At 41.5% G+C, this 13,969-nt stretch carries 8 protein-coding genes; 6 read left to right on the top strand and 2 right to left on the bottom strand.

Annotation, left to right across the window (positions count from 1 at the left end; all coding sequences use genetic code 11):
- The first annotated feature begins 42 nt into the window (after positions 1 to 42).
- The 4 genes from dnaB to polA all read left to right on the top strand — a co-directional run bounded on the left by dnaB (position 43) and on the right by polA (position 5,578).
- Positions 43 to 1,401 carry a replicative DNA helicase gene (gene dnaB / locus QM859_RS08455; protein WP_006150520.1) on the top strand — a complete coding sequence of 453 codons (1,359 nt, stop codon included), beginning with the start codon at positions 43 to 45 and terminating at the stop codon, positions 1,399 to 1,401.
- Complete coding sequence (locus QM859_RS08450) at positions 1,398 to 1,664, top strand: Veg family protein (protein ID WP_000128621.1); 267 nt, start codon at positions 1,398 to 1,400, stop codon at positions 1,662 to 1,664. The genes dnaB and QM859_RS08450 overlap by 4 nt, the downstream gene beginning before the upstream one ends.
- Before the next feature lie 94 nt (positions 1,665 to 1,758).
- Positions 1,759 to 2,880, top strand: a complete 1,122-nt coding sequence (locus QM859_RS08445; protein WP_006150528.1) for an N-acetylmuramoyl-L-alanine amidase family protein — start codon at positions 1,759 to 1,761, stop codon at positions 2,878 to 2,880.
- Between the two features lie 64 nt (positions 2,881 to 2,944).
- Positions 2,945 to 5,578, top strand: a complete 2,634-nt coding sequence (gene polA, locus QM859_RS08440; RefSeq protein WP_414262770.1) for a DNA polymerase I — start codon at positions 2,945 to 2,947, stop codon at positions 5,576 to 5,578.
- 106 nt (positions 5,579 to 5,684) lie between these two features.
- Here the strand turns inward: polA and QM859_RS08435 are convergent, their stop codons facing one another.
- Together QM859_RS08435 and QM859_RS08430 are read right to left on the bottom strand one after the other, a co-directional pair.
- Positions 5,685 to 7,133 carry an APC family permease gene (locus QM859_RS08435; protein ID WP_414262769.1) on the bottom strand — a complete coding sequence of 483 codons (1,449 nt, stop codon included), beginning with the start codon at positions 7,131 to 7,133 and terminating at the stop codon, positions 5,685 to 5,687.
- 429 nt (positions 7,134 to 7,562) lie between these two features.
- Entirely contained in the window at positions 7,563 to 9,647 is a 2,085-nt protein-coding gene (locus tag QM859_RS08430) for a GH92 family glycosyl hydrolase (protein WP_414262768.1), read from the bottom strand.
- A 170-nt stretch (positions 9,648 to 9,817) separates the two neighbouring features.
- Here QM859_RS08430 and QM859_RS08425 point away from each other — a divergent pair, with 170 nt between their 5' ends.
- Together QM859_RS08425 and QM859_RS08420 are read left to right on the top strand one after the other, a co-directional pair.
- Complete coding sequence (locus tag QM859_RS08425; RefSeq protein ID WP_414262767.1) at positions 9,818 to 11,098, top strand: glycoside hydrolase family 125 protein; 1,281 nt, start codon at positions 9,818 to 9,820, stop codon at positions 11,096 to 11,098.
- A gap of 186 nt (positions 11,099 to 11,284) precedes the next feature.
- Positions 11,285 to 13,930, top strand: coding sequence for an alpha-mannosidase (locus tag QM859_RS08420; protein ID WP_414262766.1), 2,646 nt, complete (start codon positions 11,285 to 11,287; stop codon positions 13,928 to 13,930).
- Positions 13,931 to 13,969 lie beyond the last annotated feature (39 nt).

Here is a 13,969-nt window from a genome sequence, read left to right as displayed (position 1 = left end):
GCTAGATTTGAGTATTGATTTTGTAAAAGGAAGGAAAGTCTGATGGCAGAAGTAGAGGAACTACGAGTTCAGCCCCAGGATATTTTGGCAGAACAATCTGTATTGGGAGCTATATTTATCGATGAGAGTAAACTCGTGTTTGTTCGAGAATATATAGACTCTCGAGACTTCTTTAAGTATGCTCACCGTTTGATTTTTCAGGCCATGGTTGACTTGTCAGATCGTGGCGAAGCCATTGATGCAACGACTGTTCGCACGATCTTAGATGATCAAGGTGATTTGCAAAATATTGGTGGGTTGTCCTACCTTGTTGAGATTATCAACTCTGTACCAACCTCTGCAAACGCTGAATACTATGCAAAGATTGTAGCAGAGAAGGCTATGCTTCGTCGCCTGATTGCTAAGTTGACAGAATCTGTTAATCAAGCTTATGAAGCGTCTAGTCCTGTGGATGAAATTATTGCTCAGGCAGAAAAGGGCTTGATTGATGTTAGCGAAAATGCCAATCGTAGTGGGTTTAGAAATATTCGTGATATCCTAAACCTAAACTTTGGAAATTTGGAAACTCGCTCACAACAAACATCTGATATTACAGGAATTGCTACTGGTTATCAAGATTTGGATCATATGACTACAGGTTTACACGAGGAAGAGTTGATTATTATAGCAGCTCGTCCTGCTGTTGGTAAGACGGCCTTTGCATTGAATATTGCTCAAAACATTGGAACTAAGCTAGACAAGACTGTTGCAATTTTCTCTCTCGAGATGGGTGCAGAGAGTCTGGTCGACCGTATGTTGGCTGCCGAAGGGCTAGTAGAGTCTCACTCTATTCGTACTGGACAACTTACTGAGGAAGAATGGCGCAAATATACGATTGCTCAAGGGAATCTTGCTAAAGCAAGCATCTATATCGATGACACACCCGGAATCCGGATTACTGAAATTCGGTCACGCGCCAGAAAATTGTCTCAGGAAACAGGCAATCTTGGATTAATCTTGATTGACTACCTGCAGCTAATCACAGGAACAGGCAGAGAAAACCGTCAACAAGAGGTGTCAGAGATTTCACGTCAGTTGAAGATTTTGGCCAAGGAATTGAAGGTTCCCGTTATCGCGCTGAGTCAGTTGTCGCGTAGTGTTGAACAACGTCAAGATAAAAGACCGGTATTATCAGATATTCGTGAGTCTGGATCTATCGAGCAGGATGCGGATATTGTAGCCTTTCTTTATCGTGACGACTATTATGAGCGTGGTGGCGAAGAAGAGGAAGGTCTTCCTAATAACAAAGTAGAAGTTATTATCGAGAAAAACCGTAGCGGTGCACGTGGAACGGTAGAATTGATTTTCCAAAAAGAATATAACAAATTCTCAAGCATTTCGAAGAGAGAGGAACAAAGATGACAGATGCATTTACAGATGTAGCCAAGATGAAAAAAATCAAAGAAGAAATCAAGGCGCATGAAGGACAAGTAGTGGAAATGACCTTAGAAAATGGTCGTAAACGCCAAAAGAATCGCTTAGGAAAACTTATCGAAGTTTATCCATCACTCTTTATCGTTGAATTTGGAAATGTTGAAGGGGACAAACAAGCCAATGTCTATGTTGAATCCTTCACCTATTCTGATATTTTAACAGAAAAGAATTTGATTCACTATTTGGATTAAGGTTGAAAGTGGGAGTTTTCTCACTTTTTTCTTTTTCTTTCGAATGATATAAATGAGGTCAACCTCAAAAATTTATCTATTCGAAGGAGAATGAATGGCATTTAGTAAAAAGAGAACTTTGCTTAAAAGAACGACTGTGGGTACAGCTTCACTATTGTTAGCAGGAGCTTTTCTGTTTGGTGGTGGAACTGTTCATGCCAATCAGGCAAACAATGGATCGTTGGCACGTGGAGATGATTATCCCTATTATTATAAAAATGGAAGTCAAAATATTGATAAATGGCGCCTATACTCCAGACAGTGTACATCTTTTGCTGCTTTTCGATTAAGTAGTGTTAATGGATTTGAACTACCAGCTGCTTATGGGCATGCGAAAGAATGGGGCTATCGAGCTCAAAAAGAAGGATATCGTGTGGATCAGAGACCAGCGATTGGGGCTATTGCTTGGAGCACGAGGGGAACTCATGGTCATGTAGCTTGGGTTTCTAACGTGATTGGAGATATGGTTGAAATCGAGGAGTACAATTACGATTATACAGAAACGTATCATCGTAGGACAGTAAAAGCAAGTTCTATGACTGGATTCATTCATTTTAAAGATGTAGGGAATGCTAGTGTAGGAAATTATCAATCTGTACTAGCCTCTAGTGGAACACATTATTTTACAGAAAAAGCAGCTATTATGAATCAGCCATCATTGACATCTACTATCATCGACTACTACGAACCTGGAATGAGTGTTCATTATGATCAAACTCTTGAAAAGGATGGTTATAGATGGATTAGTTATATGTCACGAAGTGGGAATAGACGTTATATCCCGTTAATTAAAACGGAAACCTCTAAGAATGGATGGGAAAAACAGGGGACAATCTGGTACTACTATGAAAATGACAAAGTGGCTCTTGGTTGGAAAAAAATAGACGGAAGTTGGTACTATTTCCAAACAAGTGGTGCCATGAGAACAGGATGGCTAAAAGACGGATCTAAGTGGTACTACTTGAAATCATCTGGAGAAATGCAGACGGGATGGTTAAAGGATAAGGGCATTTGGTATTACCTCGAAAGCTCAGGTGCTATGAAGTCTAGTCAGTGGTTCCAGGTTTCAGGGAAATATTATTACGTAAACGTATCTGGAGAATTGGCAGTAGATACGACAATAGATGGTTTCCAAGTCGACAGTAACGGTGCGCGAGTAGAAAAATCAACTCAATAAGCCTTCTCCTATAATCTAACTCTTAGCAATGGTATTTTTCCCTGCTTTCCTTTATAATGGGTGTATGGACAAGAAAAAATTATTACTAATTGACGGTTCTTCAGTTGCTTTCAGAGCATTCTTTGCGCTTTACCAGCAACTGGATCGTTTTAAAAATGACAATGGACTTCATACCAATGCAATCTACGGTTTTCACCTGATGCTAAATCATCTGTTGGAGCGTATTCAACCGAGTCATATCTTGGTTGCTTTTGATGCGGGGAAGACGACTTTCCGTACAGAGATGTATGCAGATTATAAGGGTGGTCGTGCCAAGACTCCGGATGAGTTTCGGGAGCAATTTCCTTTTATCCGTGAGTTGCTAGACCATCTGGGGATTCGCCATTATGAGTTGGCCCAGTATGAAGCAGATGATATCATTGGTACCCTGGGTCGCTTGGCTGAAAAGGAATCTTTTGATGTAACTATCGTCAGTGGAGACAAGGATTTAATTCAGTTGACGGATGAACATACGGTGGTTGAGATTTCCAAGAAAGGTGTAGCTGAGTTTGAGGCATTTACACCGGATTATCTCATGGAAAAGATGGGCATCACACCAACTCAATTTATCGATCTTAAGGCTCTCATGGGAGATAAGTCGGATAATATCCCTGGCGTAACTAAGATTGGTGAAAAGACAGGTATTAAGCTTTTGCTTGAACATGGCTCACTTGAAGGGATTTATGAAAATATCGATAGTATGAAGGCTTCTAAGATGAAGGAAAATCTTGTCAATGACAAGGAACAAGCCTTCCTATCTAGAACACTCGCAACTATCGATACGAAAGCACCGATTGAGATTGGACTGGATGATTTGGTTTATAGCGGTCCAGATGTGGAAAACCTTGGTAAATTCTACGATGAGATGGGCTTTAAGCAGCTCAAACAAGCCTTGAATGCTTCTCAGACCAATCAAACTGAAGCATTGAACTTTACTATGGTTGATAAAGTGAGTAAAGATATGCTGATTGAAGACTCCATCTTCCACTTTGAACTCTTTGGGGAAAACTACCATACAGATGAATTGATTGGTTTTGCATGGTCATGTGGGGATCAGCTCTACGCTACAGATAAGTTGGAACTGCTGCAGAATCCGATTTTTAAAGATTTTCTAGGAAAAACACCTCTAAAAGTGTATGATTTTAAGAAAGCAAAAGTTCTCTTAAATCGTTTTAGTTTGACTTTGCAGGCCCCTGCTTTTGACAGTCGTTTAGCCAAATATCTTCTATCGACAGTAGAGAACAATGAAATTTCAACCATTGCTAGTCTCTATGGTCAAACTTACCTAGTCGATGATGAAACTTTCTACGGCAAGGGTGTCAAAAAAGCTATCCCAGAGCGAGAGAAATTCTTGGAACACTTGGCTCGTAAGGTTGCTGTATTGGTTGAGACGGAGCCTGTCTTACTTGAGAAATTAAGTGAAAACGGGCAACTAGACCTCCTCTATGACATGGAGCAACCTCTGGCCTTTGTCCTTGCTAAGATGGAAATCGCTGGGATTAAGGTTAAAAAAGAAACCTTAATGGAGATGCAAGCTGAAAATGAGCGGGTCATTGAAAAACTGACGCAAGAAATTTATGAGCTGGCTGGTGAAGAGTTTAATATCAATTCACCCAAGCAATTAGGAGAACTACTCTTTGAAAAGTTAGGTCTTCCTCTAGAATATACTAAGAAAACCAAGACCGGTTACTCAACAGCAGTAGACGTCTTGGAGCGTTTAGCCCCAATCGCACCAATTGTCAAGAAAATTCTTGATTACCGTCAGATTGCTAAGATTCAATCTACTTATGTGATTGGTTTACAGGACTGGATTTTAGCTGATGGCAAGATTCACACGCGCTATGTACAGGATTTGACTCAGACAGGGCGTTTGTCTAGTGTCGATCCAAACTTGCAAAATATTCCTGTTCGGTTGGAACAAGGTCGCCTCATTCGTAAGGCTTTTGTACCAGAGTGGGAGGATAGTGTCCTTCTCAGTTCGGACTATTCACAGATTGAGTTGCGAGTTTTAGCCCATATCTCTAAAGATGAGCACTTAATCAAGGCCTTTCAAGAGGGGGCTGACATCCATACCTCGACAGCCATGCGGGTCTTTGGAATTGAACGTCCTGAAGATGTGACTCCATACGACCGTCGCAATGCCAAGGCTGTCAACTTTGGAGTGGTTTACGGAATTTCAGACTTTGGTTTATCCAATAACCTAGGTATCAGCCGTAAAGAGGCTAAGGCATACATCGACACTTACTTTGAACGCTTCCCTGGTATCAAAAATTACATGGATGAAGTGGTACGTGAGGCACGTGATAAGGGTTATGTAGAGACCCTCTTCAAACGTCGCCGTGAGTTACCAGATATCAATTCGCGTAACTTTAACATTCGTGGTTTTGCAGAGCGGACAGCTATCAACTCCCCTATCCAAGGATCGGCTGCAGATATTCTCAAAATTGCTATGATTCAGCTAGACAAAGCTCTAGTTGAGGGTGGTTATCAGACCAAGATGCTCTTGCAAGTGCATGATGAAATCGTCCTTGAGGTTCCAAAATCAGAACTAGCAGCTGTTAAAGCTCTAGTGAAACAAACCATGGAAGAAGCCATTCAACTCAGTGTGCCCCTGATTGCTGATGAAAATGAAGGCGTAACTTGGTACGAAGCTAAGTAGAAATAGCCTATCAGACAAAAAAGAAATCCCCTTGAACATTATGGTTCAAAGGGGATTTTTCTTTCAGGAAAAGACAAAAGTAAAACTATCTAGCTAATAGTAGGATTTATTTGATTTGTTTCTTTTGTTCTTTTTTTGCAAGGATTGGTAGAATAACACCTAAACCAATCAGAATAATTGGGGTCAAGATGTTTGTAAGAAGAGAGAATTGCCAAGCAGTCGGATTCTCAGCATAGCTAATTTTTGGAACCATACCTAGGATACAAGCAAAGGCAGTGAAGAGGAAGCACCAAGTACCAATCACAAAGCCAAGTTTAGGATTGTTAACAAACTTGTATTCGGCATTTTTGTATGTTTTCCAAGCGCGATTGAGCATCATATAGGCAAGGAATACCCAGAGATAACGCATTGGCATTACGATAGAATTGAGGTTGGTCATCCATTTTACAAGTCCATCAATTTCTTGGATACCAAAAATTGGAAGGATGATGATAAGGCTAACGAGGACGCCTGTAAGGAGGTAGCCGTTAATGAGGACACCTTTTTCAGTACGTTTACGAAGCCAGCTTGGGATGTAGTTTTCGTCAGCGTTATTGAGTAGGATTTGTAATGGTGCGTCAATAGAGAAGGCAAGCGCAGCGATTTGTCCGACCATATTTGTAAGAGCGTAAATCACAACGAAAAGATTTCCAACTCCCCAAGAATTTCCTAACATTTGGAAGGCTTGATAAGCACCATTACGCATGAGGTCTTCAGGGATGTTATTACCATCAAATAGCATTCCCATGGCAACTGAACCAAGGATAGCAGAGAGTCCTACCATAATGGCCATGACAATCATACCTTTTGGAAATTCTTTTGCAGGATTACGAGTCTGATTCACATAAGGGGAAATTTTTTCACAACCACCAACTGCAAAGACCAGTAATGAGATTGTTGTGAAATAAGAAAAATCAAAGTTTGGAATGTAGGTGCTCAGTTGATCCATGTGCGGTGTCGCAAACTGGATGTCTGGCTTAATGAAAGGCAGACCGACAGCCAAAAGCACAAAGAGTAAAGACATAATCAACATGGCACTTCCTGCCAAGCTACCGATGACTTTTAGAGTTGTCAATCCTTTTGTAGAAAGGTAGAGGAAAAGTCCAAAGATTAGCAAGCAGAGAATAACAATCAAGTGGATGTCGATTTGTTTTAGAAATTGTCCATTACCCTGCAAGGCCCATCCAAGCGGAATCAGGATTCCTTGAGGTTTTTGTGCAAGATAAGGGATATGCACAACCCAGTAGGTCCAAGCGGCAAAGTAGGCGAGGCGTTTGGTTGATGTTTTTTCAACCCAGTCACTAACACCACTTCCGCTTTCCTTGAAGGTAGAACCTAGTTGTCCGACGATGAGTGAATATGGGATAAAGTAGAGTGCGAGGATTAAAACCCAAGATACGACTACTGAAATTCCCTGTTGAGAATAGTTGTTGACGACGTTTCCTAGCCCCCAAACCATGTTGAAAGCAATCAGCGAAACCATCAGCCAATTAAGTTGGTGTTGATCTTTTTTCATAATGTCTCCTTTTCTAATAATTTTAGTATATCATGTTTTTTTGAAAGCGCCTAACAAAATTTGAAATTTACTATAAAAAAAGTAAAAGCTAGCTAACAGATAGGGAATAAGGCTTGTTGGTTTAGAAAAAGATTATCCACAACCTGTGGATAACTTGAGGTGAAAACAATAACTGTCTCTTTATAATTCTAATAGGAAAAAGAGAGACGAAATTTACAGAATAGGAAACAAATCAATCGTTTATAAACCTTGTTAGGACAGGGTTTATAGACTTTATTCTCTTGTACATCCTATGAACTTGGATTGGAAAGATATTTTGGAAAAACTTGAAAATCTTTTCCGAAAAAAAGTTGAAGGTTATTCACAGTCTGTGGATAACTTTATATGGATAAGAAAACCCCTTTGTGCATGACAAAGGGATTTGATCTATTAGTGCTTCGGTAACCAGCTGAGGGTAAAGTCAAGAGTCTTAGCATTGAGCAGTTCCTGATGGCTGATACTTTGTTTTTCTTTTCCGTCCAGTTGACAGTCTTGGACAAAGTGGAAGTGTTCATAATTTTGTTGAGTACGAACATCCAACCACTGATTTTTTTCTGCCAGATAGACACGAAGGTGATCAAAGAGCGGAATTCCAAGGTCATAACTTGCTTTTCCTGGGCAGGTTGGGTAAAGTCCAAGAGCAGACCAGACATACCAAGCCGAAAGACTACCATTATCCTCATCGCCCGGATAAGCATCCCAGCTAGCTCGGAAGGCTTTTTGACGGAGGGTCTTGATTAAGAGACTGGTATATTGAGGATAACTACTGTAGCGGAACAGATAAGGGATGTGGAAACTTGGTTGGTTGGAAATGGCTAGTTGACCAAATGGAGCTGTTGCCATCTCGCTCATCTCATGAATTTCATATCCATAGCCCGTTGTTTCAAAAAGTGGGAGACTTTGACAAGCTTTCAAAAGATAGTTGCTAAAGACTTCTTTCCCTCCCATTAGTTGGCTAAGTCCAGAAATATCGTGTAAGACACCGAGACTGGCTTGAATAGCTGAACACTCAGCGTAGTCACGACCCCAACTATAAGGAGAAAAGTCAGGACGGAAGTTGCCATCTACATCACGCGCCCTCATGTAACCCGTCTCAGAGTCAAAGAGGTTTTGATAGTTTTTAGAATAGTGAGCATAGGTTTGGGCTAGCTCTTCTTGACCTAATTTTTCTGAACAAGTAGAGATACAAAAATCGCTGTAAGCATAGTCAAGTGTGTGACTGACACTTTCATGATAATCTGTGGATAAATAGCCCAGTTCTTGGTATTGGCTTAGGCCGTGTCGCCCGTTGATAACTTTTGGATCTGCCTTTGTCGCAGTTTCGATCATGGCTTTGAGAAATTCTTCTTCAAGTTCAGGTGCCATATCCTTGCAAGCACTATCTGCTAGTACACCATCAATCAAAGTCCCAGGCATCATTCCTCTTTCGTCAGGAGCCAGCCACTTAGGGAGATACCCAGTATCTCTATAGCTATTGAGGAAGCCCTCAAGAAATTGACGATAGTACTCTGGAACAATCAAGGCAAAGAGAGGGAATGAAGTGCGGAAGGTATCCCAAAAACCATTGTTGGTAAAGAATAGCCCTGGTTTGATAGTCCCTGAAGCAAGGTCTATATGAATATTCTCGCCTTGCTCATTTACCTCATAGAAGGTTTGTGGGAAAAGCAAGAGTCTATAAAGACAGTGATCAAAAAATGTTCGGTCTACAGAGCCAGTTTCCACGACATCAAAACGGCCTAGAAGGTCTTCCCAACTTGCTTTAGCCTCTGACTTCGTTTCTTCAAAGTCTTTTCTAGGCAGATTAAAGAGGGCCTGTTCTTTAGAAATAAAAGAAGTAGCTAGTTGAACTAGAGCTTCTGCTCCAGCCAAGTCAATACGCCAGTCTTGCCCCACTTGATTGATAGATAGAATATCCGTAGAGAATGCGAGAGCAGTAAACATGACGAGGGGACTTTTGTTGGTTTCGGTTAATCCGCTTTGACCAAGGCTGACAGTACGCTCATTTACTTGCTCTAATGATAAATCATCAGTTGCATGCAGATAGAGTGAGAGCTTCTTGCCTTGTATCTGTCTTAGTTGAATAGAAGCCCCATAGCAAGTAGGTGTGAGTTGGGTTTCAATCTGATAACGCTCAGAAAAAATCTTTAGAAAATGAGGATTAAAAATAGCACGTTCAAGATTATAAGAAGATTGACGATGAAAGAGAGTATCGTCGCTGATTTCTCCTGTAATTGGTGTCAGTAAGAGCCAGGAGTAATCACCAATCCAAGGGCTAGGTTGGTGGGTTAGTCGAATACCCTGAAAGATAGGAAGATGGGGATCAAAGAACCAAGATCCTTCCTGGTCACTAGTTTGGGGGACAAAGTAATTCATGCCGAATGGCACTCCAGTGTACGGTAGTGTATTGCCTCGAGAAAAAGCGTGTTTACTGGCTGTTCCAAAACGCGTATCAATGGTTTCAAGTATAGGTTTCATAGTAGTTCCTTCAGTAGTTTTCTACATTATATCAGAAAATTTAGCCTTTAGAAAAGAAGTTTCAAATATAACAATTTTGTAGAATAATGACTAACATTTGTGTATATATTTTCTGGGCTAAAAGCTATATACTGAAAATGAAAATCTGTTTGAAAGAGGCAAAATAGTATATGGTTTATTCAAAAGAAATTATTAGAGAGTGGCTAGATGAGGTAGCAGACCGTGCCAAAGATCATCCTGAATGGGTAGATATTTTTGAACGTTGCTATACAGACACTTTAGACAATACAGTTGAAATCTTAGACGACGGCTCAACTTTTGTATTGACTGGAGATATCCCAGCTATGTGGCTTCGTGACTCAACTGCTCAGCTTAGACCTTATCTTCATGTGGCTAAAAGAGACCCTCGTTTGCGTCAGACCATTGCTGGTTTGGTCAAACGCCAGATGACCTTGATCCTCAAGGATCCCTATGCTAACTCTTTCAATATTGAGGAGAACTGGAAAGGGCATCACGAGACAGACCATACAGACCTCAATGGCTGGATTTGGGAACGCAAGTATGAAGTAGATTCGCTTTGCTATCCCTTGCAATTGGCTTACCTTCTTTGGAAGGAAACTGGTGAGACTAGCCAGTTTGATGAAACTTTTGTTACGGCGACTAAGGAGATTCTCCATCTCTGGACGGTGGAGCAAGATCACAATAACTCACCATACCGTTTCGTTCGTGATACTGATCGTAAGGAAGATACCTTGGTAAATGATGGTTTTGGTCCTAATTTTGCCGTGACAGGGATGACCTGGTCAGCCTTTCGTCCGAGTGATGACTGCTGTCAGTATAGCTACTTGATTCCATCAAATATGTTTGCGGTGGTTGTTTTGGGATATGTCCAGGAAATTTTTGCTACATTGAATCTAGCTGATAGTGAGAGTATCATTGCAGATGCAAAACGCCTGCAAGCTGAAATACAAGAAGGGATCGAAAATTACGCCTACACGACTAACAGCAAGGGCGAGAAGATCTATGCCTTTGAAGTAGACGGTTTAGGAAATGCCAGCATCATGGACGACCCTAACGTACCAAGTTTGTTAGCTGCTCCATATCTTGGTTACTGTGATGTCAATGACGAAGTGTATCAAGCAACTCGTCGCACCATTCTCAGCCCTGAAAATCCCTACTTCTACCAAGGAGAATACGCTAGCGGTCTCGGAAGCTCTCATACCTTCTATCGTTATATCTGGCCGATTGCCCTATCTATCCAAGGCTTAACAGCTACAGATAAAGCTGAGAAAAAATACTTGCTAGACCAACTAGTTGCCTGTGATGGCGGAACAGGGGTTATGCACGAAAGCTTCCACGTAGATGATCCGACTCTCTACTCTCGTGAATGGTTCTCTTGGGCCAACATGATGTTCTGCGAATTGGTCTTGGATTACCTAGATATTCGCTAATACTCTTCGAAAATCAAATTCAAACCACGTCAGCTTCACCTTGCCGTACTCAAGTACAGCCTGCGGCTAGCTTCCTAGTTTGCTCTTTGATTTTCATTGAGTATAAGGAGCACGTTTTCGCTCAACTGATTCTAGGAAAGAATCACAAATATATTTTTAAATTTAAGTTAGAATGAGGTTTTACTCATGGAAAATGTTGTTGTACATATCATCTCTCACAGTCACTGGGATCGTGAGTGGTATCTACCTTTTGAAAGTCACCGTATGCAATTGGTGGAACTTTTTGACAATCTGTTTGATCTGTTTGAAAATGATCCTGAGTTCAAGAGCTTCCACCTAGATGGACAAACCATTGTCCTCGATGACTATTTAGAAATTCGCCCTGAAAACCGTGACAAGGTGCAGCGTTATATCGACGAAGGCAAATTGAAGATTGGACCATTCTATATCTTGCAGGATGATTACTTGATTTCCAGTGAAGCTAACGTCCGCAATACCTTGATTGGACAAGCGGAATGTGCTAAATGGGGCAAATCTACTCAAATTGGTTACTTCCCAGACACCTTTGGAAATATGGGGCAGGCTCCTCAAATCCTTCAAAAATCAGGTATTCACGTAGCAGCCTTTGGTCGCGGTGTCAAGCCAATCGGATTTGATAACCAAGTCCTTGAAGATGAACAGTTTACCTCTCAATTTTCTGAGATGTACTGGCAAGGGGCTGATGGTAGCCGTGTCCTCGGTATTCTCTTTGCTAACTGGTACAGTAACGGGAATGAAATTCCAGTGGATAAAGACGAAGCCTTGGCTTTCTGGAAGCAAAAATTAGCAGACGTTCGTGACTATGCATCGACCAACCAATGGTTGATGATGAACGGCTGTGACCACCAGCCTGTTCAGAGAAATCTGAGTGAAGCCATTCGCGTGGCCAACGAACTCTTCCCTGACGTGACCTTTATTCATAGCTCATTTGACGAATATGTCCAAGCAGTGGAAAGTGCCCTTCCTGAACAATTATCAACGGTCACAGGTGAGTTGACTAGCCAGGAAACGGATGGCTGGTACACCCTTGCCAATACCTCTTCTTCACGTGTTTATCTCAAACAAGCCTTCCAAGAAAATAGCAACTTGCTGGAGCAAGTAGTGGAACCATTAACCATTATCACTGGTGGACACAACCACAAGGATCAATTGACCTACGCTTGGAAAGTACTTCTGCAAAATGCACCGCACGATAGTATCTGTGGTTGTAGTATTGACGAAGTTCACCGTGAAATGGAAACTCGTTTTGCCAAGGTTAATCAAGTTGGGAATTTTGTTAAGACTAACCTTCTTAACGAATGGAAGGGTAAATTAGCTACTCAAAATGCGCAAAGCGACCACCTCTTTACCGTTGTCAACACAACCTTACATGACAAGGTTGATACAGTTAGTGTTGTAGTGGATGTTGTGACTTGTGATTTTAAAGAATTGCATCCGACTGAAGGTTACAAGAAGATGGCAGCCGTGACCTTGCCAGATTACCATGTTGAAGATTTGGATGGCCATGTCCTTGAAGCCAAGATTGAAGACTTGGGAGCAAGTTTTGGCTATACTTTGCCTAAGGATAAATTCCGCCAACCATATATTGCACGCCAAGTGCGCGTGACAATCCCAGTCCACCTTGCTCCGCTTTCTTGGGCAAGCTTCCAATTGGTCGAAGGTCAAGTAGAATACAGAGATGGTATTTACCAAAATGGAGTCATTGATACACCATTCGTAACAGTGAGTGTAGATGAAGGAATTACACTCTACGACAAGACTACTAACGAAGCCTACGAAGATTTCATCCAATTCGAGGACCGTGGAGATATTGGTAACGAGTACATTTACTTCCAACCAAAAGGAACTGATCCAATCTATGCTCAACTGAAAGGTTATGAAGTCTTAGAAAATAATGCTCGCTATGCCAAAATCTTGCTCAAACATGACTTGACTATTCCAGTTAGCGCAGATGAAAAATTGGATGCAGAACAAAGAGGTATCATCGAGTTCATGAAACGAGATGCAGGTCGTTCAGAAGAGTTGACAACCATTCCTCTTGAAACAGAAATGACTGTCTTTGTGGACAATCCACAGATTCGCTTTAAAACTCGCTTTACCAACACAGCCAAGGATCATCGCATCCGTCTCTTGGTGAAAACTCATAACACTCGTCCAAGCAATGATTCTGAAAGCATCTATGAAGTTGTGACAAGACCAAATAAACCGGCAGCTTCTTGGGAAAATCCTGAAAATCCACAACACCAACAAGCCTTTGTCAGCTTGTATGATGATGTAAAAGGAGTGACCGTATCCAATAAAGGATTGCACGAATACGAAATCCTTGGAGACGACACCATGGCTGTAACCCTTCTCCGTGCTTCAGGTGAACTCGGTGACTGGGGCTACTTCCCAACGCCGGAAGCTCAGTGCTTGCGTGATATCGAAGTTGAATTTGCAGTAGAATGTCACCAAGCAGGGGAACGCTTCTCAGCTTTCCGTCGTGCCAAAGCCTTCCAGGTGCCATTTACAGCTCTTCAAGTTGCAAAACAAGAGGGTAGCGTTGCAGCAACGGGTAGCCTCTTTAACCATCCGGCACTGAACTTGCCACAAGTCTGCCCAACAGCCTTTAAGGTAGCTGAGAATGAAGAAGGTTATGTCCTCCGTTACTACAATATGAGTCAAGAAAATATCCGTGTGTCTGAAAAACAACAAACCATTCTTGACTTGTTGGAACGCCCATACCCAGTCCATTCAGGACTATTGGCACCACAGGAAATTCGTACAGAACTCATTCAAAAAGAAGAAATTTAATTTCAAAAAGTAAACATAAACAGAAAGGAGGAGCGAAAA

It is taken from the genome of Streptococcus infantis (genome assembly GCF_047463175.1).
GTDB classification, from domain to species: Bacteria; Bacillota; Bacilli; order Lactobacillales; family Streptococcaceae; genus Streptococcus; species Streptococcus infantis_AC.
Note: the sequence above shows the minus strand (reverse complement) of the source record. Positions and strands in the feature narration are given on the sequence as shown.

Bases quoted from the DNA above. Each gene is read 5' to 3' on its own strand.
- dnaB (WP_006150520.1), top strand. From the start codon at position 43: ATGGCAGAAGTAGAGGAACTACGAGTTCAGCCCCAGGATATTTTGGCA.
- QM859_RS08450 (WP_000128621.1), top strand. From the start codon at position 1,398: ATGACAGATGCATTTACAGATGTAGCCAAGATGAAAAAAATCAAAGAA.
- QM859_RS08445 (WP_006150528.1), top strand. From the start codon at position 1,759: ATGGCATTTAGTAAAAAGAGAACTTTGCTTAAAAGAACGACTGTGGGT.
- polA (WP_414262770.1), top strand. From the start codon at position 2,945: ATGGACAAGAAAAAATTATTACTAATTGACGGTTCTTCAGTTGCTTTC.
- QM859_RS08435 (WP_414262769.1), bottom strand. From the start codon at position 7,133: ATGAAAAAAGATCAACACCAACTTAATTGGCTGATGGTTTCGCTGATT.
- QM859_RS08430 (WP_414262768.1), bottom strand. From the start codon at position 9,647: ATGAAACCTATACTTGAAACCATTGATACGCGTTTTGGAACAGCCAGT.
- QM859_RS08425 (WP_414262767.1), top strand. From the start codon at position 9,818: ATGGTTTATTCAAAAGAAATTATTAGAGAGTGGCTAGATGAGGTAGCA.
- QM859_RS08420 (WP_414262766.1), top strand. From the start codon at position 11,285: ATGGAAAATGTTGTTGTACATATCATCTCTCACAGTCACTGGGATCGT.